The sequence below is a fragment of the Burkholderia sp. AU33545 genome, from assembly GCF_020419685.1.
In the GTDB taxonomy this organism is placed as follows: domain Bacteria; phylum Pseudomonadota; class Gammaproteobacteria; order Burkholderiales; family Burkholderiaceae; genus Burkholderia; species Burkholderia diffusa.
This window is the reverse complement of sequence record NZ_JAIZRQ010000005.1, coordinates 80,809-107,064: the sequence shown is the minus strand read 5'-3', so window position 1 is coordinate 107,064 and position 26,256 is coordinate 80,809. Positions and strand designations below refer to the sequence as shown.

19 protein-coding genes are annotated in these 26,256 nt (G+C 68.1%); 4 read left to right on the top strand and 15 right to left on the bottom strand.

Annotation, left to right across the window (positions count from 1 at the left end):
• Positions 1-23: 23 nt before the first annotated feature.
• The 4 genes from LGM71_RS17935 to glnA form a co-directional block, all read right to left on the bottom strand.
• Positions 24-2,150 carry a prolyl oligopeptidase family serine peptidase gene (locus LGM71_RS17935; protein WP_226115672.1) on the bottom strand — a complete coding sequence of 709 codons (2,127 nt, stop codon included), beginning with the start codon at positions 2,148-2,150 and terminating at the stop codon, positions 24-26.
• A 79-nt stretch (positions 2,151-2,229) separates the two neighbouring features.
• A complete protein-coding gene (gene ntrC, locus LGM71_RS17930; RefSeq protein WP_226115670.1) occupies positions 2,230-3,759 on the bottom strand; it encodes a nitrogen regulation protein NR(I) in 1,530 nt (509 codons plus the stop codon).
• 46 nt (positions 3,760-3,805) lie between these two features.
• Positions 3,806-4,948 carry a nitrogen regulation protein NR(II) gene (glnL, locus tag LGM71_RS17925; protein ID WP_059608424.1) on the bottom strand — a complete coding sequence of 381 codons (1,143 nt, stop codon included), beginning with the start codon at positions 4,946-4,948 and terminating at the stop codon, positions 3,806-3,808.
• A 161-nt stretch (positions 4,949-5,109) separates the two neighbouring features.
• The gene (glnA, locus tag LGM71_RS17920; RefSeq protein ID WP_059678739.1) at positions 5,110-6,525 is read right to left on the bottom strand and encodes a type I glutamate--ammonia ligase; all 1,416 of its coding nucleotides are present in this window, start codon (positions 6,523-6,525) and stop codon (positions 5,110-5,112) included.
• Between the two features lie 406 nt (positions 6,526-6,931).
• Here glnA and LGM71_RS17915 point away from each other — a divergent pair, with 406 nt between their 5' ends.
• Positions 6,932-7,396 carry a rhodanese-like domain-containing protein gene (locus LGM71_RS17915; RefSeq protein ID WP_151051748.1) on the top strand — a complete coding sequence of 155 codons (465 nt, stop codon included), beginning with the start codon at positions 6,932-6,934 and terminating at the stop codon, positions 7,394-7,396.
• Positions 7,397-7,533: 137 nt separating this feature from the next.
• Here the strand turns inward: LGM71_RS17915 and LGM71_RS17910 are convergent, their stop codons facing one another.
• The 5 genes from LGM71_RS17910 to hrpA all read right to left on the bottom strand — a co-directional run bounded on the left by LGM71_RS17910 (position 7,534) and on the right by hrpA (position 15,619).
• Positions 7,534-8,349, bottom strand: coding sequence for a competence/damage-inducible protein A (locus LGM71_RS17910; protein WP_226115668.1), 816 nt, complete (start codon positions 8,347-8,349; stop codon positions 7,534-7,536).
• A complete protein-coding gene (locus LGM71_RS17905) occupies positions 8,346-9,173 on the bottom strand; it encodes an EI24 domain-containing protein (protein WP_059608428.1) in 828 nt (275 codons plus the stop codon). The genes LGM71_RS17910 and LGM71_RS17905 overlap by 4 nt, the downstream gene beginning before the upstream one ends.
• 111 nt (positions 9,174-9,284) lie before the next feature.
• On the bottom strand, positions 9,285-10,259 hold the full coding sequence (locus tag LGM71_RS17900) for a sterol desaturase family protein (RefSeq protein ID WP_124622287.1): 975 nt from the start codon (positions 10,257-10,259) through the stop codon (positions 9,285-9,287).
• Between the two features lie 16 nt (positions 10,260-10,275).
• Positions 10,276-11,265, bottom strand: a complete 990-nt coding sequence (locus LGM71_RS17895) for a beta-propeller fold lactonase family protein (protein WP_059608430.1) — start codon at positions 11,263-11,265, stop codon at positions 10,276-10,278.
• Positions 11,266-11,434: 169 nt separating this feature from the next.
• A complete protein-coding gene (hrpA, locus tag LGM71_RS17890) occupies positions 11,435-15,619 on the bottom strand; it encodes an ATP-dependent RNA helicase HrpA (RefSeq protein WP_226115667.1) in 4,185 nt (1,394 codons plus the stop codon).
• A 23-nt stretch (positions 15,620-15,642) separates the two neighbouring features.
• Here hrpA and argA point away from each other — a divergent pair, with 23 nt between their 5' ends.
• Both argA and LGM71_RS17880 read left to right on the top strand, forming a co-directional pair.
• Positions 15,643-17,022 (top strand): amino-acid N-acetyltransferase, encoded by a 1,380-nt coding sequence (gene argA / locus LGM71_RS17885; protein WP_044847668.1) that lies wholly within the window; start codon positions 15,643-15,645, stop codon positions 17,020-17,022.
• Between the two features lie 53 nt (positions 17,023-17,075).
• Positions 17,076-17,351: an oxidative damage protection protein gene (locus LGM71_RS17880; RefSeq protein ID WP_006478357.1), complete on the top strand. Its 276-nt coding sequence runs from the start codon at positions 17,076-17,078 to the stop codon at positions 17,349-17,351.
• Positions 17,352-17,521: 170 nt separating this feature from the next.
• Here LGM71_RS17880 and LGM71_RS17875 read toward each other — a convergent pair whose 3' ends face one another.
• The 3 genes from LGM71_RS17875 to LGM71_RS17865 form a co-directional block, all read right to left on the bottom strand.
• Positions 17,522-18,934 (bottom strand): MFS transporter, encoded by a 1,413-nt coding sequence (locus LGM71_RS17875; RefSeq protein ID WP_174909925.1) that lies wholly within the window; start codon positions 18,932-18,934, stop codon positions 17,522-17,524.
• A 176-nt stretch (positions 18,935-19,110) separates the two neighbouring features.
• Complete coding sequence (locus LGM71_RS17870; protein ID WP_124622679.1) at positions 19,111-20,313, bottom strand: CaiB/BaiF CoA transferase family protein; 1,203 nt, start codon at positions 20,311-20,313, stop codon at positions 19,111-19,113.
• Between the two features lie 14 nt (positions 20,314-20,327).
• A complete protein-coding gene (locus LGM71_RS17865; RefSeq protein WP_226115662.1) occupies positions 20,328-22,082 on the bottom strand; it encodes an acyl-CoA dehydrogenase family protein in 1,755 nt (584 codons plus the stop codon).
• Positions 22,083-22,255: 173 nt separating this feature from the next.
• On the opposite strand from LGM71_RS17865, the gene LGM71_RS17860 reads away from it, so the two are divergent.
• The gene (locus tag LGM71_RS17860) at positions 22,256-23,158 is read left to right on the top strand and encodes a LysR family transcriptional regulator (protein ID WP_059608433.1); all 903 of its coding nucleotides are present in this window, start codon (positions 22,256-22,258) and stop codon (positions 23,156-23,158) included.
• A gap of 21 nt (positions 23,159-23,179) precedes the next feature.
• Here the strand turns inward: LGM71_RS17860 and LGM71_RS17855 are convergent, their stop codons facing one another.
• The 3 genes from LGM71_RS17855 to LGM71_RS17845 all read right to left on the bottom strand — a co-directional run bounded on the left by LGM71_RS17855 (position 23,180) and on the right by LGM71_RS17845 (position 26,247).
• Positions 23,180-24,598, bottom strand: coding sequence for an amino acid permease (locus tag LGM71_RS17855; RefSeq protein WP_059608434.1), 1,419 nt, complete (start codon positions 24,596-24,598; stop codon positions 23,180-23,182).
• Positions 24,599-24,690: 92 nt separating this feature from the next.
• Complete coding sequence (locus LGM71_RS17850) at positions 24,691-25,758, bottom strand: porin (protein WP_226115657.1); 1,068 nt, start codon at positions 25,756-25,758, stop codon at positions 24,691-24,693.
• 102 nt (positions 25,759-25,860) lie between these two features.
• The gene (locus LGM71_RS17845) at positions 25,861-26,247 is read right to left on the bottom strand and encodes a RidA family protein (RefSeq protein ID WP_124622277.1); all 387 of its coding nucleotides are present in this window, start codon (positions 26,245-26,247) and stop codon (positions 25,861-25,863) included.
• Positions 26,248-26,256: the final 9 nt, after the last annotated feature.

The following is a 26,256-nucleotide window of genomic DNA, read 5'->3' as shown; positions in this document are numbered from 1 at the left end:
CCTGCCCACTCTCACGCGCGCGCTCAACCGCGCGCGGGCGCGGGCCCGAGATGGGCCCATAGGAAACCGAACTCCGCCGCATCCGATTCGGCGCGCTCCAGATCGTCGGCACTGCCGTGGCCGCCGTCGGTGTTCTCCCAGTACCACACCCGTTCGTGGCCGAGCGCATGCATGCGCGCGGCCATCTTGCGCGCATGCGCCGGATGCACGCGGTCGTCGCGCGTCGACGTCGTCAGCAGCAGCGGCGGATACACGACACCTTCGCGCACGCGGTGATACGGCGAGTACGCGGCGAGCGCCGCGCCCTCGCGCGAATCGTCCGGATCGCCATACTCGTCGAGCCACGCGGCGCCCGCGTGCAGTTTCGGATAGCGCCGCATGTCGAGCAGCGGCACGCGGCACAGCACCGCGCCGAACAGTTCCGGACGCTGCACCATGCAGGCGCCCACCAGCAGCCCGCCGTTGCTGCCGCCCTCGATGCCGAGTTGCGCGGCCGTCGTCACGCCGGTGCGGATCAGGTCCTCGGCCACCGCGATGAAGTCGTCGAACGAGCGCTGCCGATGTTCGCGCTGCGCATCGACGTGCCAGCCCGGCCCGAATTCGCCGCCACCACGGATGTGCGCGAACGCCGCGACACCGCCGCGTTCGAGCCACCCAATGCCGAGTGCATCGCTGTAGCCGGGCAGGTTCGGAATCGCGAAGCCGCCATAGCCTGACAGCAGGCACGGGCGCGCGACGCGGGCGCTGCCGTCGGCGCAATCCGTCGCATCGCGCGCATCGAGCGCGTCACGCGGCCCGATCAGCGTGTACGGCACCATCGTGCCGTCGCGCGAACGGGCATTCGCGCGACGCACGACGAGCCCGGCCGCATCGAACCGCACCGGCGGCCGATCGAGCAGCACGCGGCGCGACGGCGCATCGGCCGCGCGATCGGCCAGGTCAGCGAGCCAGCATTCGGGCGGATCGAGATAGGTATCGACGTCCACGTACACGTCGTCGTTCAGCGTCGACTCGACCGGCTCGACGTCGATCTGCGCATCGCCCGGCCAGTCGAACGGCCGCGCGTCCCACGTCCATGCGCCGTCCTCGCCCTGGCGCGGCTGCCACAGCATCGTGCGGTTGTGCACGTCGTCGAGCCAGCTCGCGATCAGCATCGTGCGCGTGTGCGTCCACGTGCAGGCGGACGTCGACGGCCGCGGCGCGAACAGCGTCGTGAGCTCGCGCGACCCTGCCAGGAACGCCTGCTCGCGGATCGCGAGCAGCGAGCCGCCCGCGTGATGCACGCCGCCGCAGTCCCAGTCGAGCCGCGGCTCCAGCACGAGCCAGCCTTCCCAGAAGCCGACCTCGACATGCGTCGGCACGTCGTAGCGTGCCCACTCGCCCGCGTCGGTCAGCCAGTACGCGTGTGCGTCGAAGAAATCCACGCTGCGCCACGCGACGTGACGGCCATCGATCGGGTCGAACCACGCGCCGGCGCTGATGTCGTCGGGTTCGCCGCGAAACACGACCGGCGCATCGGCGAGCGGCGTGCCGCGTACCCAGCGGCGCGCTTCGTACGGATAGCCGGCCGCGGTCGCATGCGCTTCGCCGCGGTCCCAGCTCACGTAGACGGTATCGCGGTCGATCCAGCCGACCGTGTGATGCCCCGGCTCGTCGATCGTGAAACCGCCGTCGACGAAACGACGCTGCACGAGATCGAACTCGCGCACGACGACGGCGTCGGCACCGCCCGGCGACAGCGACAGCAGCGCGCGGTCACCGTCGGGATACAGGATTGCGTCCTGCTCGAACACCCACGACTCGCCTTCTTGCGCGCCGAGCGCGTCGACGTCGAGGAGCGTTTCCCACTCGGGCCGGCCGGCGCGCCAGTCGTCCCAGCGCGCGCGGCGCCACAGTCCCTTCGGATGGAGATCGTCCTGCCACAGATCGTACGCCCAGTCGCGCCAGCGGGTCGGAATCACCGGGCGTTCGCGCGGCAGATACGCTTGCGCGAGCCGCGCGGTGAGCGCGCGATACGCATCGTCGTCGCGCAGCGCGATACGCGTGCGCGCGTTCTGCTCGTCGACCCACGCGCGGGCGCGCTTGCTGTCGAGCGCTTCGAGAAAACGGAAGGGATCGGCCCCGGCGGGCCAGCGGAAGGAATCGGACATGACGGAACGCACCTGACGGCAAACCGCGATTATGTCCGATCGCGGCATGCGCGACACCCGCGCATGCCGCGATAGAGGCTTACGGCTCCAGATGCAGTTCCTGGATCTTGCGCGTGATGGTGTTGCGGCCGATGCCGAGCCGCTCCGCCGCCTCGACCTTGCGGCCGCGCGTGAAGTCGAGCGCCTCGCGAATCACGGCCGCCTCGAAGCGGCGCGCGAGCTCGTCCATCACGTCGGACGAATTCTCGCGCAGCAGCCGCGCGACTTCGGTGCGCAGCCCGCTTTCCCACATCGGATAGCCGGCCGGCGCACCGTTCGGCGCGGCCGCGACGGGCGCCGCCGTCAACGGCACGCCACCCGCCGCCAGCTGCGCGCGCGCCGCGTCGCCCGCAACGCCGCCGCTCACACCGCCGGGCGCATCCGCGCCATCGGCCATCGCGGTCACCGTTGCGCCTGCCGGCACGAGGTCGGGCGGCAAGTCCTTGATCTCGACCGTCTGCGCCGGCGCCATGACGGTCAGCCAGTTCGCGAGGTTCTCGAGCTGCCGCACATTGCCGGGAAACGGCAACGACGTCAGATACGCGAGCGCTTCGTCCGACACGCGCTTCGGCTCGACGCCGAGATCGCGCGCGCTCTTCTGCAGGAAGTGGCGCGTGAGGAGCGCGATGTCCTCGCTGCGTTCGCGCAGCGGCGGCAGCCGCAGCCGAATCACGTTGAGCCGGTGGTAGAGGTCCTCGCGGAACAGCCCCTGCCGCACGCGCGCCTCCAGATTCTGATGCGTCGCGGCGATCACGCGCACGTTCGCGCGCAGCGGGTTGTGGCCGCCGACCCGATAGAACTGGCCGTCCGACAGCACGCGCAACAGGCGAGTCTGCAGATCGAACGGCATGTCGCCGATTTCGTCGAGGAACAGCGTGCCGTTCTCGGCCTGCTCGAAGCGGCCCTGGCGCGTCGTCTGCGCGCCGGTGAACGCGCCGCGCTCGTGGCCGAACAGTTCGGACTCCAGCAGGTCCTTCGGAATCGCCGCGGTGTTCAGCGCGATGAACGGGCCGTTCGCCCGTGGGCTGTGACGGTGCAGCGCCCGCGCGACGAGTTCCTTGCCGGTGCCCGATTCGCCGGTGATCAGCACGGTCGCGGCCGAATGCGACAGGCGGCCGATCGCGCGAAACATGTCCTGCATCGCGGGTGCCTGGCCGAGCATCTCGGGCGCCTCGGCGATGCGCTCGTCCTGCGGCGCACCGCCGCGCAGGCTCTCCTCGACCGCGCGGCGAATCAGCTCGACGGCCTTGTCGACGTCGAACGGCTTCGCGAGATATTCGAACGCGCCGCCCTGGAACGCCGCGACGGCGCTGTCGAGATCGGAGAACGCCGTCATGATGATGACGGGCAGGCCCGGCAAGCGCTCGTGCATCGCCTGCAACAACTCGAGGCCGGAGCCGCCCGGCATCCGGATGTCGGACACGAGCACCTGCGGCGTCTCGTGGTCGAGCGCGGCCAGCGCGTCGCGCACGTTCGCGAAGCTCTTCGTCGCGAAGCTATCGCGGGCGAGTGCCTTTTCGAGCACCCAGCGGATCGATTGGTCGTCGTCTACTATCCAGATCGGCTTCATAGGTCGGTCAGGTATGGGTGAATCCGGTGAATCGCCATGCCGTCGCTCAGTGATCGAGCGGCAGCAGGATCTGAAATTCGGTACGGCCGGGCCGGCTCTCGACCTCGATCATCCCGTCGTGCTGCTGCACGAAGGTCTGCGCGAGCGTGAGACCGAGGCCGCTGCCGTCGTCGCGCCCGGACACGAGCGGGTAGAAGATCCGGTCGCGGATCTCCTCCGGAATGCCGGGCCCGTTGTCGACCACGTGCAAGTCCAGTGCCAGCTTGTACAGGCGCTTCGCGATCGTCACCTTGCGCGCGACGCGCGTGCGCAGCTCGATCTTCGCGTCGCCCTGCGCGATCCGTTCGCGCAGCGCCTGCGCGGCGTTGCGCACGATGTTCAGCAGCGCCTGGATCAACTGCTCCTTGTCGCCGCGCAGGTCCGGCACGCTCACGTCGTAATCGCGCTCGATGGAGAGCCCGCGCGGAAATTCCGCGAGCATCACCGCGCGCACGCGTTCGCACACTTCATGAATGTTGACGTCGCCGACGATGTGCGGATGCCGATGCGGCTCCAGCAACCGGTCGACGAGCGTCTGCAGGCGGTCGGACTCCTTGATGATCACCTGCGTGTATTCGCGCAACTCGCCGCGCTCGCGCTCGCTCAGTTCGAATTCGAGCAGCTGGGCTGCGCCGCGAATGCCGCCGAGCGGGTTCTTGATTTCATGCGCGAGGTTGCGGATCAGTTGCTTGTTGACCGCGGTCAGGTCGTGGATGCGTTCCTCGCGATCGGTGCGCGACTGCCGTTCGTTCTCGAACAGCTCGACGAGCACGAAATCGGGCGCGGTCTCGAGGAAGCCGACGATCGCATGCACGTGCAGCGGTTCGCGGCCGGGCCGATCCAGCACGGTATCAAGATGCGTCGCGTGAAAGCGCTCCTCGCCGATCGCGGTGATCGTCGACGCGAGCTCGTTCGCGTTCGGGAAAATCTCGCCCCACGGCCGCTGCGCGAGCTGCCGGCGCGAGATGTCGAGCATCGCCTCCGCGGATGGGTTCGCGTACGCGACCCGCAGCGTCTTGCGGTCGAGCACGATCACGACCGTCGGCAGCGCTTCCAGCCCCGCAAGCAGGCCCGAGCGCGTGAGCCGCTCGTCTTCCGTCAGTCGCTCGGGCTGCCCCGTCTTCGCCTTGATCAGATTCTTCAGAGCCATCGTGCGTGTCGTCGCGCCTCACCGGGTCGAAAAATGGAAATGCTCGGAACAAAAAAGGGACGGCTGGACGCCGTCCCCTTTCAGACTCCGCGGTTCCCGCCGCAAGCCGCGCGACGGGAACGAACCGGCATGACGGCGCTGAATCGAAGCGCCATCGCCGATTACAGCGAGTAGTACATCTCGAACTCGATCGGATGCGTCGTCATGCGGAACTTCGCCAGCTCCTGCTCCTTCAGCGCGAGGTATGCATCGATCATGCCGTCGGTGAACACGCCACCGCGCGTCAGGAACTCGCGATCCTTGTCGAGCGCTTCCAGTGCCTGGTCGAGGCCTGCGCAGACGGTCGGGATCTTTGCATCCTCTTCCGGCGGCAGGTCGTACAGGTTCTTGTCCGCGGCTTCGCCCGGGTGGATCTTGTTCTGGATCCCGTCGAGGCCGGCCATCATCAGTGCCGTGAAGCACAGGTACGGGTTCGCCATCGGATCCGGGAAGCGCGTTTCGATACGGCGGCCCTTCGGGTTCGACACGTGCGGAATGCGGATCGATGCCGAACGGTTACGCGCCGAGTAAGCGAGCTTGACCGGTGCTTCGAAGTGCGGGACCAGACGCTTGTACGAGTTCGTCGTCGGGTTCGTGATCGCGTTCAGTGCACGGGCGTGCTTGATGATGCCGCCGATGTAGAACAGCGCCAGTTCCGACAGGCCGGCATAGCCGTTGCCTGCGAACAGGTTCTGACCGTCCTTCCAGATCGACTGGTGAACGTGCATGCCCGAACCGTTGTCGCCGACGACCGGCTTCGGCATGAACGTCGCCGTCTTGCCGTACGAGTGCGCGACGTTATGGATGATGTACTTCGACCATTGCGTCCAGTCCGCGCGCTGCACCAGCGTCGAGAACTTCGTGCCGATTTCGTTCTGGCCCTGGCCCGCCACTTCGTGGTGGTGCACTTCGACCGGGATGCCGAGCTGTTCGAGCAGCAGGCACATTTCCGAACGCATGTCCTGGAACGTGTCGACCGGCGCGACCGGGAAGTAGCCGCCCTTCGTGCCCGGACGGTGGCCCGTGTTGCCGCCTTCGAATTCCTTGCCTGCCGACCACGGTGCTTCTTCCGAGTTGATCTTCACGAAGCAGCCCGACATGTCCGTGTTCCACTGGACCGAGTCGAAAATGAAGAATTCCGGTTCCGGACCGAAGTAGGCCGTGTCGCCGATGCCCGTGCTCTTCAGGTACGCTTCGCCGCGCTTCGCGAGCGAACGCGGATCGCGCTCGTAGCCCTTGCCGTCGGCCGGCTCGACCACGTCGCAGGTCAGCACGAGGGTCGACTCTTCGTAGAACGGGTCGATGAACGCAGCGCTCGGGTCCGGCATGAGCAGCATGTCCGACGCCTCGATGCCCTTCCAGCCGGCGATCGACGAGCCGTCGAATGCATGACCGCTTTCGAACTTGTCTTCGTCAAACGCCGAAACCGGCACCGACACGTGCTGTTCCTTGCCGCGCGTATCCGTGAAGCGGAAATCGACGAACTTGACGTCCTCGTCCTTCACGAGCTGCATGACGTCGGCGACGGTTTTACTCATAACCTCTTCTCCTGATTGAACAATTCCGGCGGACTGGGAACCGCCTCGTTTATCGAGCTGCCCGGAGTCTGGCTTTGGCGCAGCGCGCCCCGGGTCGACCGAATTCTATATAGCAGCAACCGTGCCAGCCATGCACAGAAGCGACATGAATCGCGCCAGCCCGCGCCACGGCAGGGCCCGGCTGCGCGATTCCGGGGCCGGGCGCCGCATCGGCGATCGCCTGACCGCACCTCCATGGTGCAAATGGCGAAGCACGCCGATGCCATGGAATCATTCTGGTGCATGCGTGCCATTCTGCACTTTTTTGGTGAACACGTGGGCGGTGCATACCCTGCCGGGCAAGCGGACATCCGCGCGGCTGCACCGCGCTAGAATGATCGTTTGACCGATACGGAGACCTCCTGCCATGAGTACGCTCGACCAGCTTTACGCGAAGGCCGAAGAACGCCGCGCCCAGGGCGCGCTCCCCTATGCCGGCGCACTGCTGCCGGTCGAGGCTTTCGAACTGCTGCAGCTCGACCCGTCGGCACGCCTCGTCGACGTGCGCACCCGCGCCGAGCTCGACTGGATCGGCCGCCCGCTCGTCGGCGACAGCCAGTACCTGCACCTCGAATGGACGCGCTACCCGGGCGGCGTGCCGAACGCCGAATTCGTCGATCAGCTGAAAGCGGCCCTCCCGGCCGATACGCCCATCCTGTTCCTGTGCCGCAGCGCCGCGCGCTCGAAGCTCGCCGCGGTCGCGTCGACGCAGGCCGGCTTCACGAAGGCCTTCGACCTGCTCGAAGGCTTCGAGGGCGGCAAGGATGCGGAAGGCCACCGCAAGACGGTCGACGGCTGGTGCTTCCGGAAACTGCCGTGGATCGGCGCCTGACGGCGCATCCGCCGAAGCACGCCCGATTGCGACATCGTCGAGGCGGGCGATGACATCCCGATGACGGGCCGCGTTGCGCGGCCCGTGGTTTTTGCGCGGCCTCTCCGCGGCCCGCATCGGTAACCGGTGCGCGGCCCTCAGGCGCGCGGCACGTCCGGCTCGACCACGTCGCCACCGAGCAGGTGCACGCCTTCGCGCAGCTTCACGAACGCGGCCGCGACCGCCTCCGGCTCGCCCTTCACGCCGAGATCGATATGCCGGCGCGCGTAGATCCCGCCGCGCTCGGCGTCGCCCACGCTTGGCAGGCTGAACACGCGCACGCCCGGAAAATCGCGCTCGATCCTCTCCATCAGCGGCGTGAGCGTCGATTCCGGCAGCTCGAACACGTACAGCGAGCGCTCCGCGTGCGGCGTCGCGTGATGGAGATGCCCGTACTTCGTGTCGAGCACCCATTCGATCATCGGCCACGCCATCACCGGGAAGCCCGGCACGAAATGGAGATCGCCGACCGAGAACCCGGGAATCCGGTTGTAGCCGTTCGGGATGATCGTCGCGCCCGCCGGGAACACGCCCATGTTGAAGCGATGCTGGTTTTCCGGCGATTCGAAATCGACCGGCGTGGCCGGATCGGTGTGCGTCTCGCGGATACGCTCCGAGATCAGCGCCTTTGCTTCCGGGTGCAGCTCGAGCGGCACGCCGAGCGCGGCGGCCGCGCACTGGCGCGTGTGGTCGTCCGGTGTCGCGCCGATCCCGCCCGTGGAGAACACGATGTCGCCGGACGCGATCGCGCGAGCGAGCGTGGCGGTGATCCGCGCCGGATCGTCGCCGACGTATTCAGCCCAGTCGAGCGCGAGGCCGCGCGCGCCGAGCAGCTCGATGACCTTGGTCAGGTGCTTGTCCTGCCGGCGGCCCGAAAGGATTTCGTCGCCGATGATGATGATGCCGATGCTCATGCCTGCCCCATGTCGATTGCAGTGGCGCGCGAACTCGCGCGCAGGTCGTCCAGCGCGCGCAGGCAATAGTGCCCGAACCACAGCGCCGAGAAGACGAGGATGAAAGCGTAAACCCAGATCATGGCCGCCGCCACGAACGGAAACAGCACCATCATCCAGACCGACGACACCCACACGAAGGTGGGCACGGTACCGAGCAGCCCCGTCGCGACGCCGATGCCGATCAGCGGCCAACGATGCTGCCGCACCAGCGCACGGCGCTCGTCGCGGCTCGCGTGCTGCGCGAGCGCGTCGTAGGTCATCACGCGGTAGGTCAGCCAGCCCCAGATCACCGGCGGCAGCAGCGCGAAGAACGGCGGAATCAGCCACAGCGGGATCGTGACGACCAGCAGCACGACGCCGACGACGGCCGCGCCGAGCGAATTGAACACGCTGCCGAAGAACGTGCCGCCCCGCTTCGCCTCGAGCGTCGCGAACTGCCGGTTCGACAGGTGCTTGATCACGACCGGCATCGAGATCGTCGCGATCAGCAGCAGCACGGTCAGCACGATCAGCGGAATCGCGAGCGAGACGACGACGAACGGCGCGACGACCGCATGCAGCTGCGACATCCCGATCGCGTCGAACATGCGGTACAGCACGGCCGTGAGCACGAAGCCGTCGAGCGCGCCGCGCGCGGCATCGATCAGCGTCTGCCACGAGAACCACAGCACGACGCCCCACAGCAGCGCCGAGACGACGAACGGCATCAGGGTGAGCCACAGCATGCGCGGGTGCAGCGCGCTGACGAAGGCCCGGACGAAGGAGCGCAGCAAGTCGTTCATGCGAACCTGTATCGACGATGAAAAACGGGGAAAGGATAAACCACACGGCCCGCATGCGCCAAAGCGCATGCGGGCCGTGCAGGAGAGCCGTTCAACGGGAAAGCGACGAGGTCAGGCCGACGCCGCGCCACGCTTCGCGGGAACGAGGCGCCGGAAGATGCGCACGAACGCGAGGCCGTGCTGCGCCCAGAAGCCGTCGCCGTAGGACACGCCTTCGACCTGCTCGCGGATGCCGGTCGGCTCGACCGTGCGGTTCCACGACGCGGTGCCGAACATCATGTCCCACCACGGGAACAGCACGCCGAAGTTGCACCCGTACTTGGTGCCTTCGTGGCCGTAGCCGACCGCGTGGTGGCGCCGGTGGAAGGTCGGGCTCACGAGCAGGCGCTCGCCGAGCCAGCCGAACGACAGCCGCGCATTCGTATGCTGGATGCTCTGCATGAAGTTCGTGACGGCGGTCAACACGACGAACTGCGACGGCGTCACGCCGATCACGAGCGCGATCGCCGCGAAGAAGCACGACTGGATCACGTTGTCGAGCAGGTGGTTGCGGTCGTCGCACCACAGCGACATCTGCCGCTGGCTGTGATGTACCGCGTGCAGTTCCCACCAGATGCCGAACTTGTGCTGCCAGCGGTGATACCAGTAGCCGGCGAAGTCGAGCACGACGAGGTAGATCGCGAACGCGACGATCGGCCGCGACGTCACGCCCGGCCACAGATAGTCGAGGTTGACGTTCGCGACGCCGTGCAGGCGCAGCCATGCCTGGAAGCTGTCGAACACCGGCTGCAGCGCGAAGAAGAAGAACAGCGTATAGATGCCGAGCTTCGAGATCGCCGTATAGATCACGTCGACCCGCACCGCGCGGCGGTTCTGCCAGCGCTCGACCGGCAGCAGCGCCTCGAGCGGGCGCAGCAGCGCGAACATCAGCACCATCTGCAGCGCGCCGATGATCACCCAGTACAGCGCGTCGTAGGTGTCCTCGTCATAGCCCATCAGGTTGAACTTGAAGAGGAGCGGCTGCACGACATCGACGTACAGCCAAGTCTGGATGTCCGACACGAACGCATCGATCAGGTGCAGCATCGCTCGCCTCCGCCCGTCACGCGCCGTTCGCAGCCTTCCACGGCGCGCGGTCGTAGAAGTAGATCCCGTGCGGCGAACGGCCGACGGCGATCGTCTGCACCAGCTTGCGCGATGCGAGATCGATGATACCGACCTTCTTCGCGAAACGGAACGTCACCCACAGCGTCTTCTTGTCGGCGGACAATTCCATGTCGTCCGGCCCCGGCAGCAGGCCGGTGATGTCGCCGACGTTGGTGAGCGTGTTCTCGTCGATGATGCTGATCGTGTTCGCGACCCGGTTCGTGACCGCGACGTGCGTGCCGTCGGCAAGCGAGCGGAAGTTGTGCGCGCCGTTGCCCGTATGGATCTGCTTGACGACCTTCTGGTTGCGCCAGTCGACCACCGCGACGTAATCCGCGCCGGTCATTCCGACCAGCAGGAACTTGTCGTCCGGCGTGAGCCACAGGCCCGCCGGCACCTTGCCGACCTTCATCTTCCACTTGACCGTCTGCGTCGGCAGATCGATCGCCGCGATCTCGCCGGACACCTGCAGCGACACGAGCAGCGTCTTGCTGTCCTTCGTGAATGCGAGGTGGCTCGGCATCACCGCGAGCGGCACGCGCTTCGCGAGATGCACGTCGTGGCCGTCGTAGCTGTAGATGTCGACGCGGTCGAGCCGCAACCCCGCCGCCGCGAACCACTTGCGGTCGGGCGAGAAACCGAGCTGGTACGGATCGTCGATCCCCTCGACGGTGCGCTGCAGCTTGCCCGTCTTCGGATCGAGGAACATCAGGCTGTTCGAGACCGAATTCGCGACGATCAGCGACGAATTGTCCGGCGTCGCCATCAGATGGTGCGGTTCCTTGCCGGTCGGCAGCGTGGAAACGACTTCGCGGGTCTGCTGGTCGATCAGGGAAAGCGTCGCCTCGGCCGAATTGAGGATGATCACGTTATTCGCGTGTGCGGCGGGCGCCAGCACGGCGGCGGCCAGCGCAAGCGTGCGGCCGAAGGAAAGGAAAGTGCGCATGAAGACTCACGTCGTGGAACAGCAGTCATTGTAGAACGCTCGGCCGGCCCCACCGGTTGACCTGAGGCGGCATTGCGCCACTTCGACGCAGGTCGCGGCTGCCATGCGGCCGGCGCCTTGGAGCGGCCGGGACCTGCAACCGGTGCGGGCCCGGCCGATCGCCGTTGCGCTAGCGCTGCATCGACTCCCACACCTTGTGCAGACGCTTGACAGAGACAGGCATCGGCGTGCGCAGTTCCTGCGCGAACAGCGAAATTCGCAGCTCCTCCAGCAGCCAGCGGAATTCCGCGAGGCGCGGATCGGCGACGCCGCCGCGCTGCGACACCGCGCGCTGATACTGCTGGACGAGCGGCAGCAGCTCGCCGGACTGCTTCGCGTCGCGCGCCGGGTCGGCCTTCAGCTTGTCGATCCGCAGCGCGATGCCCTTCAGGTAGCGCGGGAAGTGTGCAAGCTGCACGTAAGGCGTGTCGATCACGAAGCGCTTGCCGACCAGCGCAGCGAGCTGCTGCTGCAGATCGGCGTGGGCCTGCGCGAACGGCTTCGCCTGCGCGAGCTTCTTCGCGAGCCCCGCATACTCGGCGAGGATCTGCCCGACGAGCCGCGCGATCTCCTGCGCGAGCAGGTTCAGGCGGCTCCGGCCCTCGTCGCGGCGCGCGTGGAAGCTCGCGTCGTCGTCGGGCAGCGGATCCTGAAGGCACGCGCGGTCGAGCGCCGTGTCGATCAGCTGGTCGCGCAGCTCGTCCTGCGTGCCGAGCGACATGTACTGCATCGCCATCTCGCGCAGCCCCGGCAGGTTCTTCTCGAGGAACTTGATCGGCTCCTTCAGCTGCAGCGCGAACAGTCGCCGCAAACCGGCCCGGTGGATCCGCGCGGCCTCCTCCGGCGAGTCGAACACCTCGACGTCGCAATGCGTGCCGCGATCGACGAGCGCGGGATAGCCGTACAGTGTCTGGCCACGGCGGCGGATCTCCAGCAGCTCGGGGAGCTTGCCGAAGTTCCACGTCGTCAGGTTCTCGTACAGCGCGGTCGCGCCGGCTTCCGCCGGGGCGGCCGTGTGCGGCGCCGCGCCCTTGCCCGGCTTGCCGCCCTTCGCCGCCGAACCCGGCACCGCGGCGAGCGCGGGCGCGTCACCCGCATCGCCCTCGCCCGCTTCGCCGCCAGGCGCGATCGTCGATGCCGCCGCGATCTTCTGGAACTGCTGCTGCGCCTGCGCGCCGAGCTCCTGGCGCAGTTGCGCGAGATTGCGCCCCATCGCGAGCTGGCGGCCGTGCTCGTCGATCACCTTGAAGTTCATGAACAGGTGCGCGGGCAACGTCTCGAGCTTGAAGTCGGCCGTCTTCATCGCGACCTGGGTCTCGCCGCGCACGTCGGCGATCAGCGCCTCGACGAGGGCGCCCGCGCCGAAGCGCTCGCGGCCCGTCCGCTCGACGAAGCCGGCCGCGTATTCGGGCAGCGGCACGCAGTGCCGGCGCAGCTTCTGCGGCAGCGACTTCAGGAGCAACTGCACCTTTTCCTTCAGCATCCCCGGCACAAGCCATTCGCAGCGGCGCGCGTCGACCTGGTTCAGTGCGTACAGCGGCACCGCGAGCGTCACGCCGTCGCGCGGCGTGCCTGGCTCGAAATGGTACGTGAGCGCCATCTCGACACCGGCCATCGTCGCGCGCTTCGGGAACAGCTCGGTCGTCACGCCGGCCGCCTCGTGGCGCATCAGGTCGTCGCGCGACAGGTACAGCAGGCGCTGCTTCTCCTCTGCCTGACCGCCCTTCTTCGCCTCGTCGCGATACCAGCGCTCGAACGCGGCCCCCGTGTGGATTCCCTCCGGAATCGCCTGGTCGTAGTACGCGTAGATCAGCTCGTCGTCGACCAGCACGTCCTGGCGGCGCGACTTGTGCTCGAGCTGCTCGATGTCGGCGAGCAGCTTGCGGTTGTGTGCGAAGAACGGCAGCTTCGTGTCGAACTCGCCCTCGACCAGCGCGCCGCGGATGAACAGCTCTCGCGCCCGCGCCGGATCCTGCTTGCCGAACGCGACGCGGCGGCGGTGGTAGATCGGCAGCCCGTACAGCGTCGCGCGCTCGAACGCGCTGACCTGCGCGGGACGCTTTTCCCAGTGCGGCTCCGACAGCGATTTCTTCAAGAGGTGCGCGCCGATCTTCTCGACCCACTCCGGCTCGATCTTCGCGAGACAGCGCGCATACAGCCGGCTCGTCTCGACGAGTTCGGCCGCCATCACCCAGCGGCCGGCCTTCTTCGCGAGCGCCGAACCCGGCCACAGGTAGAACTTGATCCCGCGCGCACCGAGGTAGTGCGGATCGTCGTCGGCCTTCATGCCGAGGTTGCCGAGCAGGCCCGTCAACAGGGCCAGATGGACCTGTTCATAGGTCGCTTCGACCTCGTTGAGCCGCCACCCGTGCTCACGCACGACCGTCAGCAGCTGCGAATGGACGTCGCGCCATTCGCGCAGCCGCAGGTGCGACAGGAAGTTCTGCCGGCACGCGTCGACCAGCTGGCGGTTCGACTTCTTGTGCGCGACGGCTTCTTCGAACCACGCCCAGATCTTCAGCCACTGCAGGAATTCGGAGCGCTCGTCGGCGAACCGGCGGTGCGCCTGGTCGGCCTGCTCCTGCGCCTCGATCGGACGGTCGCGCGGGTCCTGCACGGACAGCGCGCTCGCGATGATCAGCACCTCGCGCAGCGACTGCTGGTCGCGCGCGGCGAGAATCATCCGGCCGACGCGCGGATCGAGCGGCAGCCGCGCGAGTTCGCGGCCGAGCGGCGTCAGCGCGTTGTCGTCGTCGACCGCGCCGAGTTCGTTGAGCAGCTGGTAGCCGTCTGCGATCGCGCGGCCGGGCGGCGGCTCGAGGAACGGGAACGATTCGATCGCCGTCAGGTGCAGCGACTTCATCCGCAGGATCACCGACGCGAGCGACGAGCGCAGGATTTCCGGATCGGTGAAACGCGCGCGCGCCTGGTAGTCGCTTTCCTCGTACAAGCGGATGCAGACGCCGTCGGCCACCCGGCCGCAGCGGCCCGCGCGCTGGTTCGCGGCGGCCTGCGAGATCGACTCCACCTGCAGCTGCTCGACCTTGTTCCGGTACGAATAGCGCTTCACCCGCGCGAGACCGGTGTCGACGACGTAGCGGATGCCCGGCACCGTCAGCGACGTTTCGGCCACGTTGGTCGCGAGCACGATGCGGCGTGCGTTCGACGCCTTGAACACCTTGTCCTGGTCGGCCGCCGACAGCCGCGCGAACAGCGGCAGGATCTCGGTATGCGGCGGATGATGCTTGCGCAGCGCCTCGGCCGCCTCGCGGATCTCGCGCTCGCCGGGCAGGAACACCAGCACGTCGCCGGGGCCTTCGCGGCACAGTTCGTCGACCGCGTCGACGATCGCGTCCATCAGGTCGCGTTCGGCCTCGCGCGCGGTCTTCACGCGATCGCGGCCGCCCGTGCCTTCGGCGTTCTTCACGGCCGGGCGATCCTCGGCCACCGGCCGGTAGCGCATCTCGACCGGATACAGCCGCCCGCTCACCTCGATCACGGGCGCCGGACGCTCGTCGGTGCCGAAATGACGCGCGAAGCGGTCGGCGTCGATCGTCGCGGACGTGACGATCAGCTTCAGGTCCGGCCGCCTCGGCAGGATTTCCTTCAGGTAGCCGAGCAGGAAGTCGATGTTCAGGCTGCGCTCGTGCGCCTCGTCGATGATCAGCGTGTCGTACGCCTTCAGCAGCGGATCGGTCTGCGTCTCGGCGAGCAGGATGCCGTCCGTCATCAGCTTGACGGACGCGCCCGGCGCGAGATTGTCGGTGAAGCGCACCTTGTAGCCGACCACCTCGCCGAACGGCGTGCCGAGCTCCTCTGCGATCCGCCGGCCGGTCGACGACGCGGCCAGGCGCCGCGGCTGCGTATGGCCGATCAGGCCGGTGCCGCCGGCGCCGAGGCCGCGGCCGAGATCGAGACAGATCTTCGGCAGCTGGGTGGTCTTGCCCGAACCCGTTTCACCGCAAACGATGACGACCTGATGACCGGCGATCGCGCGCGCGATTTCGTCGCGCTTGCCCGACACGGGCAGGCTTTCGGGGTAGGTGATCGGCGGAACGGGATTGGGCGCGACGGCTGCGCGCGGCGGACGTTCGCGGCGCGGCGCGCGCTCGCCGGCGGCCTGTGGTGCGCCCTGCGCGGCCGGCTGGCCCGGTTCGCGGCGCCGCTCGTCGCCACGCGGCGGCTGACCCGCCCGCTGTTGCTGCTGGCGCGCCGGCTGGCCCTGCTGCTGACGCGCATCGGCCGCACCCTCCGGGTGCCGGGCCGACGGCGCTTTGGCCCGCGTCGGCGCGGGACTTTTAGGTACATTCGACATGGGGGCGCATTATAATCCCGCCCATGAATTCCCAAACCGACCTCCCACCCGCCCAGACCGGCGCCGCGACGCCGCCGGCCGCCGACGATTCGGCCGCCAGCCACGCGCAGTTCGTCGACTGGATGCGCTCCGTCGCGCCCTATATCCACAAGTTCCGCAACAGCACGTTCGTCGTGGGGTTCGGCGGCGAGGTGGTGCAGCAGGGGCTGCTGAACGCGCTCGTGTCCGACATCGCGCTCTTGCAGGCGATGGGCATCCAGATCGTGCTCGTGCACGGCTCGCGGCCGCAGGTCGAGGAGCAGCTGAGCCTGCACGGTGTCGAATCCGAGTTTTCGCACGGGCTGCGCATCACCGATGCGCGCGCGCTCGAATCCGCGAAGGAAGCGGCCGGCGAAGTGCGTCTCGACATCGAGGCCGCGATCAGCCAGGGGCTGCCGAACTCGCCGATGGCGCACGCGCACATCAGCGTCGTGTCCGGCAACTTCGTGACCGCACGGCCAGTGGGGATTCTCGACGGGGTCGATTTCGCGCACACGGGCATCGTGCGCAAGATCGACGCCGAATCGATCCGTCATTCGCTCGCGAGCCGCAAGCTCGTGCTGCTGTCGCCGCTCGGCTTCTCGCCGACCGGCGAGGCGTTCAACCTGTCGATGGAAGACGTCGCGTCGGCCGCCGCGATCGCGCTGCGCGCCGACAAGATCATCTTCCTGACCGAAGCGCCCGGCATCGTCGACGACGAAGGCGGGCTGATCCGCGAAATGTCGCTCGACGCGGCCGCCGAGCTGCTCGATTCCGGCAACATCCAGGGCGACGATGCGTTCTTCCTGAAGCACTCGATCCGCGCATGCCGCGGCGGCGTGACCCGCGCCCACCTGATTCCGCAGTCGCTCGACGGCAGCATGCTGCTCGAACTGTTCCTGCACGACGGCGTCGGCACGATGATCTCGTACGAGAACCTCGAGAGCCTGCGCGAAGCGACGCCGGACGACGTCGGCGGCATCCTGTCGCTGATCGAGCCGCTCGAGTCGGACGGCACGCTGGTGCGGCGCGGCCGCCACCAGATCGAACGCGACATCGACCACTTCTCGGTGATCGAGCACGATGGCGTGCTGTTCGGCTGCGCGGCGCTGTACCCGTACCAGCAGGAGAAGATCGGCGAGATGGCGTGCCTGACGGTCGCGCCGGAAGCACAGGGCTCGGGCGACGGCGAACGCCTGCTCAAGCGCATCGAGCAGCGCGCCCGCGCGCGCGGCCTCACGCACATCTTCGTGCTCACGACGCGCACCGAGCACTGGTTCCTCAAGCGCGGCTTCGTGAAGGTCAGCGTCGACGACCTGCCGGAAGACCGTCGCAAACTCTATAACTGGCAGCGCAAGTCGCTCGTGCTGATGAAGCAGCTCTGAGCGCAGGCACGACTGCCCTTCCCCCCAGACACCGATTACAGGAGAAGTACACGATGGCTCGAATGATCCAATGCGCGAAGCTCGGCAAGGAAGCCGAAGGCCTCGATTTCCCGCCGCTGCCGGGCGAACTCGGCAAGCGCATTTACGAGAGCGTCTCGAAGGAAGCGTGGCAAGGCTGGCTGAAGCAGCAGACGATGCTGATCAACGAAAACCGCCTGAACATGGCCGACCCGCGCGCGCGCCAGTACCTGATGAAGCAGACCGAGAAGTACTTCTTCGGCGACGGCGCGGACCAGGCGTCCGGCTACGTGCCGCCGACGGAAGGCTGAAGCACCGCGAATCGCGCAGGCCGGTCGCACCGGCAGCGACGAGAAGCAAAGCAAACGGCACCGTGTATCGCACGGTGCCGTTTGCTTTTGGGAGGGCGGAATCGGGTCGATGCGATCCGGCCGGCGCGTTCGCTGCCGCCGAATCGGCACGTCACGCCGGCCCGGCGGATTCAACCCGCCGGTTTCAACGCACCGCGGTCGCCCGCCTGCGCGGTCTCGCCGGCCGGACTTTCAGCGCTCGCGCCTTCGGTGCCCCATTCCGCCGCATCGCTGCGCTCGGCGCTCGACAGCTCGTCCGCGCGATACCCGGTGCGATTCAGCAGCGCCAGCATGCACGCGAGCGACACGAGCGCGTACAGCCCCGATGCGATCGCGACGCCGACGATGCTGCCCGTCGCATTGAGGATCGCCTGCGCGAGCACCGGCGTGCCGCCGCCGACGACGAGCGCGCTCAACTGATACGCGAGAGACAGGCCCGTATAGCGGATATTGGCCGGAAACACGCGCGCGAGCACGCCGCCGACCGCGCCGTAGAACATCGCCGACGGAATCGTCGAGATGCACATGCCCGCGACGGCGACCCAGTACGAACGCGTCGCGAGCGCATGGAACATCACGGGCATCAGCACGATCTCGGGGATCAGGATCCAGCACATCGCGCGCCGCATGTCGACCTTCGACACGAACCACGCGCCGACCGGCTGCATCAGGAACTGCACGACGAGCGAGATCGACAGGATGCCGAGGAACGTGCCCTGCGCGTAGCCGAGCTCCTTCGTCGCCCACGACAGCGCGAACGTGCTGCGGAAATACGTGACGTTGATCACCGGCAGCGTGCCGGCCGCGAGCAGCACGACGGGCCAGTGGTCGCGCACGACGTCGCGCAGCGGCAGCTTCACCGTGCGCTTGCGCGCGAGCACGCGCTGCATGTCGATCGACTCCTCGAGCCGCAGCCGGATCACCATGCCGATGATCACGAGCACGGCCGACAGAAGGAACGGAATGCGCCAGCCCCACATCAGGAACGACGGCGTCGGCAGCGCGCTCAGCGCGAAGAACGCGGCGGTGGCGAGCAGGTTGCCGGTGGGCGAGCCCTGCTGCGCGAACGCCGCATAGAGGATGCTGCGATGCTTCGGCGCATTCTCGCTCGCGATCAGCACCGCGCCGCCCCACTCGCCGCCGACCGCGATGCCCTGCAGCACGCGCAGCACGACGAGGCCCGCGGGCGCCCACACGCCGATCGACGCATAGCCGGGCAACAGGCCGATGCCCGTCGTCGCGAGCCCCATCATCACCAGCGTGATCACGAGCGCCGTCTTGCGGCCGACGCGGTCGCCGAGATGCCCGAACACGATGCCGCCGAGCGGCCGCGCCGCGAAGCCGGCCCAGAAGGTGACGAACGCGAGCAGCGTCGCGACGCCCGGATCCATCGTGCGGGAAAAGAACACCTTGCCGAACACGAGCGCCGCGGCCGTGCCGTAGATGTAGAAGTCGTACCACTCGATCGTGGTGCCGACGAACGCCGCGAGGGCGGCACGGCCAGGCCGCGGCTGCGCGGCGGATGGGGATTGCGGACGGCTCATCGATGTCTCCATGTTCGTGATCGGCGGCGCGACTGTCGCGCGCCTTGCCGGATGGCCGGCCTTGCGCCGCCGGCTGGCGGTGGTGCTTTACTGCGCTTTGAGTTGCCTTGCGTTGCGCTGCTTTTCCCTGCGATGCGTCGGCCGAGGATGCTCGCGTGCGAGCACCACCCGGCCGGTCACGCCGGGTCCGGCGCGACCTTCAGCACGCCGGCGTCGAGCAGTTGCTGCTGGAGCGCGGGATCGACGCCGAGGCGGTCGAGCACCGCGCGCGTGTCGCGGCCGAGCGCGGGTGGCGGCGAACGATAGGTCGCCGGCGTGCGCGACAGCTTCACCGGCGAGGCGGTGCCGCGATATGCGCCGATCTCGACGAACAACGCGCGGTGCAGCGCATGCGGGTCGCGCGCGACATCGGCGACCGTGCGCACCGGCCCGCACGGTACGCCCGCCGCCATCAGGTCGCGCGCCAGCGGCTCGCACGGATGGGCGGCGAGCCGTGCCTCGAGCTCGACCTTCAGCTCGAGCCGGTGCGCGCAGCGGCTGCGGTTGTCGGCGAAGCGCGGATCGCCCGCGAGCGCCGGCGCGCCGAGATACGCGACGAGGCGCGCGAACTGCCGGTCGTTGCCGACCGCGAGAAAGATCGGCACCGTCGCCGTGCGGTAGCTGTCGTACGGCGCGATGTTCGGATGCGCGTTGCCGCTGCGCTCGGGCACGCGTCCCGATCCGAAGAAGTTCGGCAGGTGCGGATGCAGCAGCGACACGCCGCAGTCGTACAGCGCGATGTCGATCGACTGCCCCAGCCCGCTCTTCTCGCGCTCCGCGAGCGCCAGCAGGATGCCGGCAAGCGCGTTGAGCCCCGTGACCATGTCGACGATCGGCAACCCGATGCGCATCGCGTCGCCGTCGCGCTCGCCATTGACGCTCATCAGCCCGGCCATCGCCTGGATCACCGCGTCGTAGCCGGGCAACCCGCCGAGCGGCCCATCCTCGCCGAAGCCCGTCACCGCGCAGTGGATCAGGCGCGGGAAACGCGGCTGCAGGTCGCGCGCATAGTCCATCCCCCAGCGCGCGAGCGTGCCTGGCTTGAAGTTCTCGACGAGCACGTCGGCGTCCTCCAGCAGGCGCCACAGGATCGCGCGCCCTTCGTCGCGGGACAGGTCGAGCGCGAGCCCTTCCTTGTTGCGGTTCACGCCCATGAAGTACCACGCGGTGTCGCCGAGGAACGGCGGCCCCCAGCCGCGCGTCTCGTCGCCGCCCGGCGGCTCGATCTTGATCACCGTCGCGCCGTGATCGGCGAGCGCCTGCGTGCAGTACGGACCGCCGAGCACGCGGCTCAAGTCGACTATCTTCAGGCCGTCAAGTGCGCCGCGCGGCGCGTTCATCGCTTCCGTCGCGCTCATCGTTCGACCTCCGGCAGCAGGTCGAGCGCCATGTCGAGCGGCACCGTCGTGCCGCGCAGCAGCGCGTCGAACGCCGCCGCTTCGTCGTCGCGCGACGCCGGTGCGAGCGGGTCGACCGGCAGCAGCTTGTGACGCACGATCAAGTGTGCGAGCGCGAGGCGCCGGTAATCGGGTGCGAGCTGTGCGCCCTCGCACGCCATCAGCACGGCCGCGCTCGCGTAGTAAAGCGCCGACGCAGCCTGCCGCACGCGAGCGTCGTCGCCTTCAGCCGCAACCCGTGCGAGCGCATCGCACGCGCGCACGAGAATGCGCCGCAGCGCCGCGCGGCTCGCGTCGGGCAGCGGCGCCGCGCCGAGCCGGTCGCCGAGGAACGTGCGCAGCGCGTCGAGCGCCTGCTCGCGCTGCGCGGCGCGCGCGACGTCGAGCGCCACGATGTTGCTGGTGCCTTCCCAGATCGAGCCGAGATGCGCGTCGCGCACGAGACGCGCATCGCTCCATTCCTCGATGTAGCCGGTGCCGCCGCGCACCTCCATTGCGTCGCCCGTCACGCGACGCGCATCGCGGCACGCGCGGAACTTGATCAGCGGCGTCAGGATGCGCACGCAGCGTGCAGCCTGCTCGTCGCCCGCGTCGGCCTGCGGCAGCAGCATCGCGATCTGCATGAACATCGCGCGCGCGGCCTCGGCGGGCAGCAGCATCTTCATCAGCTGACGCTGCATCAGCGGCATCTCGATCAGCTTGCGGCCGAACGCCTCGCGATGCGCGGCGACGTGCAGCGCCTCGTTCAGCGCGCGCCGCATCAGTCCGGCCGCGCGCACGCCGTTCGACAGCCGCGACATGTTGATCATGTCGGCCATCTGGTGGAAACCGCGGCCGATCTCGCCGATCAGGTAAGCCTGCGCGCCTTCGAGCGCGATCTCGCCGCTCGCCATCGAACGGCTGCCGAGCTTGTCCTTCAGTCGTACGATCCGATAGCGGTTGCGCGAGCCGTCCGGCAGCGTCTTCGGCAACAGGAACAACGCGAGGCCCTTGATGCCGTCCGGCGCGCCGTCGGGCCGCGCGAGCACCATCGCCAGGTCGGCGTCCGCGTTCGAGCAGAACCACTTGTCGCCGTACAGGCGCCACACCGCCCCGCCCTGCGCGTCGGTTTCGCGCACCGCGCGCGTCGCGATGCGGCCGACGTCGGAACCGGCTGCCTGCTCGGTCATGAACATCGCGCCCTGGAACAGCGTGTCGAAATCGCGCGACGCGAGCATCGGCAGATACTGCTCGACGAGCGCCCGATCCCCGAAACGGCGCAGCGTGCGCGTCAGCGAATCGGTCATGCTGACCGGGCAGCACAGCCCGAATTCCGCCTGCACGAACAGGAACGTCAGCGCGTACTTGACGAGCGGCGCCACCGCCTCGGGCTGGTGGCTCAGCGCCGCGAGCCCGAGTTCCGAATAGGCGACCCGTTCGAGCGCGACATACGCGGGATCCTTGTCGATCCGCTGCACGGCTTCGCCGCGCCGGTTGCGATGCTCGAGCAGGGGCGGATGCTTGTCCGCGCGCGACGCCCACGCGTCGAGTTCGCCCGACACGCGCGCGCCGAGCGCGTGCAGTTGCGGTTCGAGTTCCGCGTATCGGGTCGCGCCGAGATGCAGCTTCAGCAACGCGCCGAGGTCGGGATCGGCCGTGAAGAAATTGATGCCCCGGCTATCGGGGATGTTGTTGGCCGCGCCGGTGTCCGGCGTGCGAGCGGTGTCGTTCATGCATGCGTCTCCATGGTGGCCCGGCTGCCGGCCGGTGCCCGCGCCGTGGCGGCGCGGCCGGCGGGTGCCAGACGTTCAGCAGAGCGTAGGCGCGCGATCGATAAGCGTCCAATACAGGATTTATCCGGTACGATAGACGACGCTTATCGATGCCGACGCGGGGAGGAGACACCATGGAACTGAGGCAGTTGCGCTACTTCGTGGCGGTCGCCGAGGAACTGCATTTCGGGCGCGCGGCGAAGCGCCTGTTCATCTCGCAGCCGGCGCTGAGCTTCGACATCCGCAAGTTCGAGGATGCGCTCGGCGTGCAGCTTTTTTCCCGCACCAACAAGACGGTCGCACTGACCAACGCGGGCGCCGTGCTGCTCGGCGAAGCGCGCCGGCTGCTGCTGCAGGCGGCCGAGGCCGAGCGTCTCACGGTGCGCTCGGCGTCCGGTCTCGCCGGCCGGCTGCGGATCGGCTTCGTCCATTCGATGCTGTATCGCGGGCTGCCCGATGCCGTGCGGCGCTTCGAGGCCGACTATCCGAGCGTCGAGATCGTGCTGAGCGAGATGAACACGCAGGCGCAGGTGCAGGCGATCCAGCGCGGCCAGATCGATCTCGGCTACGCGCACTGGGGCCACTGCCCGCCCGAGGTCGAATCGGCGCCCGTCTACGCCGAACCGTTCGTGTGCTGCCTGCCGGCCGCGCATCCGCTCGCGCGGCGCCGGCAGGTCACACTCGCCGCGCTGGCCGCGGAACCGTTCATCCTGTTTCCGCGCGACGCGGCGCCGCACTATCACGACCTGATCATCGCGCAATGCGTGAACGCGGGATTCAGCCCGCTGATCCGTCATGAGGCGCGGCTGTGGCAGACGATCCTGTCGATGATCGAATTCGGGATGGGCATCGCGCTCGTGCCGCGCGTGCTGCAGCAGGTGAAGAGCGACCGGCTCGTGTTCCGGCCGCTGAAGGATGCGTCGCTCGAATCGCGCACGCTGGAGTTGAAGCGCAGCGGCACCGCCGAACCGGTCGCGCTGCGCTTCGCCGACTACGTGCGCGCGTCGATCGACGCGCTGCCCGCGCTCGCGGGCTGAGCAGGCGCCGGCACTCCTGCGCTACTTAGCTTCCGGCTGCAGCACCGGCTGTGCGCGCCGATACCACACCGCGTACACGACGGACAGCGCGAAAAGGAACGGAATGCCGAAGATCAGCGTCATGTGGAATTCGGCCGTGAAGTAGGTCGTCACCATCACCGCGAGCATCAGCGCGGCGCCGAGCAGCGTCAGCAGCGGAAAGCCGCGCATCCGGAACGCGGGCGCCGGCAGGCCGAGCGCCGCGCGACGCCGCCGGAAGCAGTAATGCGTGACGAAGATCATCATCCACGTGAACAGCGCGCCGAACATCGACACCGACATCATGATCGTGAACGACGCGTCCGGATACAGCACGCTCAGGACCGTCGCGAGCGCGATGCCAAGCGTCGAGAGCATCAGCGCGCCGAACGGCACGCCGCGCGCGTTCACCTCGCCGAGCGCCTTCGGCGCGTGACCCGCGCGCGACAGGCTGAACATCATCCGCGTCGTGATGTAGAGCTGGCTGTTCATCGCGGACAGCGCGGCGATCAGTACGACGAAGTTGATCAGCCCGGCCGCTCCCGGCAGGTGGATCGCCTCCATCACCTTCACGAACGGGCTCTCGTCGCGACCCGCCGCCGTCCACGGCACGATCGCGAGCATCAGCGCGAGCGTGACCAGGTAGAACAGCACGAGCCGCACGATCGTCGAGCGGAACGCGCGCGTCACCGCGCGCTCGGGATCTTCCGCCTCGCCCGCCGCGACCGCGATCATCTCGATGCTCAGGTAGCTGAAGATCGACACGATCACCGCGACCCACATCCCCCACATCCCCTTCGGGAAGAAGCCGCCATGCTCGGTGTAATGGTGGAAGCCCGCGCCGGCCGCGCCGTCGCCGACCAGCGCCGGATTACCGAACACGACGTATGCGCCCAGCACGATGAAGCCGACGATCGCCGCGATCTTCACGACCGAGAAGCCGTATTCGACCGCGCCGAACACGTCGACGCTGCGCGCGTTGACGAACACGAGCAGCGCCGAGAAGCCGACGATCCACAGCCAGCCCGGCACGCCCGGGAACCAGTACTTCATGTACAGCGCGATCGCGGTGACTTCGGTGCCGACCGCGAGCACGATGCACGCCCAGTACGCATAGCGCACGAGGAACCCGGCCCACGGGCTCACGTAATGTTCGGCGTACGCGCCGAACGACCCGGAGGTCGGGTGCGCGACCGTCATCTCCGCGAGACAGCCCATCAGCAACAGCGAGATGAACGCGCCGATCGCGTAGCTGACGAGCACGCTCGGGCCGGCAAAGCCGATCGCGAACCCGCTGCCGAGAAAGAGACCCGTGCCGATCGCACCGCCGATCGCGATCATCGCCATCTGCCGTGCGGAAAGCGTGCGGCGCAGACCCTGCTCGCGCGCCGCGATGTGCTGGAATTGCCCTTCTGGTTGCATCGAATGACCTCGTTCGAAAGCGTGTGTCCGGTCGAAACGTCGACGGCGCACGGACCGGTGCCGGACCGCACCGGCCACCGCGCGCCGCGTGCTCAGAACATGTGGCGCAAGCCGGCCGCGATACCCGTCTGGTTGCCGCGTCCGGGCATTTCGGTGAACGCGCCGCCGGTCACGCGGTTGTAGTCGACCGTCGCGTAGACCTGCGTGGCCTTCGACAGAGCGTACTCGGCCTCCAGCACGCCCGTATAGCGCTTGCCGCCGTTACCTGCGATGCCGTTGACGTTGCGGATGTCGTCGTAGTACGCGACGCCGGTCACCGACACCGCTGGCGTGACCTTCACGCTCGCACCGGTATAGAAGATCGCGTCGCGGCGCGGATTGTCGGCGAACGAACCGTAGGTCACGTCGCGGCCCGGCGCGTTCAGCAGTTGCCGGTCGAGCATGCCCGTGCGATCGATGCCGCCGAGATAGCCCGCGTACAGCGTCGCCGCGCCGAACGCGTAGCGCGCGCCCGCGCCCCATGCCTGCTGCGCACGGCTGTTCAGGTCGCGCACCTGCTGGTAGGTCGCGCCGACCATGAGCCCGCCGAGCGTGTACGACACGTGCGTACCCCAGTACGCATTCGCGCCGAGGCTGCCCGCGACGCCGCCGAAGCCGTAACTCGCGCCGACGTTCAGCCCGCCGAACGTGCCGTCGTAGCTGACCACGTTGCTCGCGCGGCCCTGCGTGAGGAAGTACGGCCACATGTTGGCCGTGTAGTTGCCGACCGTCAGCGGATCGAGATCGCCGAACAGGTTGAACGCCTCGGTCGCCTGCCGGCCGAGCCTCACGGTGCCCCAGTCGCTCGCCAGGCCGACATACGCATAGCGGCCGAACAGCGCGCCGTCGAGTTGCCCGTTCTGCGGCTCGAAGCCGCTCTCGAGCTGGAAGATCGCCTTCAGCCCGCCGCCGAGCGCTTCGCTGCCCTTCAGGCCCCAGCGGCTGTTGGTGATCGCGCCGTTGGTCATCTGCACACTCGCGTCGTTCGACGCGTTCGCATGCGTCGTATAGCGAATGCTCTGATCGACGATGCCGTACAGCGTCACGCTGCTCTGCGCCATCGCGCCGCTTGCGGCGAGCAGGCCCGCTATCGTCGGTAGTGCGAATCGATTGATACTCATCTTCTTCGTCTCCATCCTTGTCTGAATATTTGATGTTCGTCGGGGGGGTTGGTGCTTGTCGGTAATCGTGGGTGCTGCAATCGTCGCGAAGTCGCGTGCCGGCTAGCCGCGTGCCGCCGGCAGCGCGACGTACGCGACGAGTTCGACGCGCATGTCCGGGTGCGCGAAGCCCTGCACGCCCACGCACGTGCGGTTCGGGTACGGTTCGTGGAAGTGGCGCCGGTATTCGGCATCGAATTCGGGCATCGCCTTCACGTCGGACAGGTAGACGAGCACCTGCGCGACGTCGTCCATCGTCGCGCCCGCCGCCGCGACGGCCTTCGCGAGATTGCCGAGCGTGATGCGCGCCTGCTCGGCCATCGTGTCGCCGGCGATCGCGCCGGACGCATCGACCGGCCCATGGCCGGTAAACATCAGCCCGCCTGCGCGGGTCGCCCACGAGAACGGCTGCGCGAGCTGGGGCAAGTCGACGGGGATGGTGTCTGCCATCGTGTCCTC

Bases quoted from the DNA above. Each gene is read 5' to 3' on its own strand.
- LGM71_RS17935 (WP_226115672.1), bottom strand. From the start codon at position 2,150: ATGTCCGATTCCTTCCGCTGGCCCGCCGGGGCCGATCCCTTCCGTTTT.
- LGM71_RS17900 (WP_124622287.1), bottom strand. From the start codon at position 10,259: ATGCTGCACCTGATCGATGCGTTCGTGTCGGACATCCAGACTTGGCTG.
- ntrC (WP_226115670.1), bottom strand. From the start codon at position 3,759: ATGAAGCCGATCTGGATAGTAGACGACGACCAATCGATCCGCTGGGTG.
- hrpA (WP_226115667.1), bottom strand. From the start codon at position 15,619: ATGTCGAATGTACCTAAAAGTCCCGCGCCGACGCGGGCCAAAGCGCCG.
- glnA (WP_059678739.1), bottom strand. From the start codon at position 6,525: ATGAGTAAAACCGTCGCCGACGTCATGCAGCTCGTGAAGGACGAGGAC.
- LGM71_RS17850 (WP_226115657.1), bottom strand. From the start codon at position 25,758: ATGAGTATCAATCGATTCGCACTACCGACGATAGCGGGCCTGCTCGCC.
- LGM71_RS17910 (WP_226115668.1), bottom strand. From the start codon at position 8,349: ATGAGCATCGGCATCATCATCATCGGCGACGAAATCCTTTCGGGCCGC.
- LGM71_RS17875 (WP_174909925.1), bottom strand. From the start codon at position 18,934: ATGAGCCGTCCGCAATCCCCATCCGCCGCGCAGCCGCGGCCTGGCCGT.
- LGM71_RS17845 (WP_124622277.1), bottom strand. From the start codon at position 26,247: ATGGCAGACACCATCCCCGTCGACTTGCCCCAGCTCGCGCAGCCGTTC.
- LGM71_RS17860 (WP_059608433.1), top strand. From the start codon at position 22,256: ATGGAACTGAGGCAGTTGCGCTACTTCGTGGCGGTCGCCGAGGAACTG.
- glnL (WP_059608424.1), bottom strand. From the start codon at position 4,948: ATGGCTCTGAAGAATCTGATCAAGGCGAAGACGGGGCAGCCCGAGCGA.
- LGM71_RS17855 (WP_059608434.1), bottom strand. From the start codon at position 24,598: ATGCAACCAGAAGGGCAATTCCAGCACATCGCGGCGCGCGAGCAGGGT.
- LGM71_RS17915 (WP_151051748.1), top strand. From the start codon at position 6,932: ATGAGTACGCTCGACCAGCTTTACGCGAAGGCCGAAGAACGCCGCGCC.
- LGM71_RS17865 (WP_226115662.1), bottom strand. From the start codon at position 22,082: ATGAACGACACCGCTCGCACGCCGGACACCGGCGCGGCCAACAACATC.
- LGM71_RS17905 (WP_059608428.1), bottom strand. From the start codon at position 9,173: ATGAACGACTTGCTGCGCTCCTTCGTCCGGGCCTTCGTCAGCGCGCTG.
- argA (WP_044847668.1), top strand. From the start codon at position 15,643: ATGAATTCCCAAACCGACCTCCCACCCGCCCAGACCGGCGCCGCGACG.
- LGM71_RS17870 (WP_124622679.1), bottom strand. From the start codon at position 20,313: ATGAACGCGCCGCGCGGCGCACTTGACGGCCTGAAGATAGTCGACTTG.
- LGM71_RS17895 (WP_059608430.1), bottom strand. From the start codon at position 11,265: ATGCGCACTTTCCTTTCCTTCGGCCGCACGCTTGCGCTGGCCGCCGCC.
- LGM71_RS17880 (WP_006478357.1), top strand. From the start codon at position 17,076: ATGGCTCGAATGATCCAATGCGCGAAGCTCGGCAAGGAAGCCGAAGGC.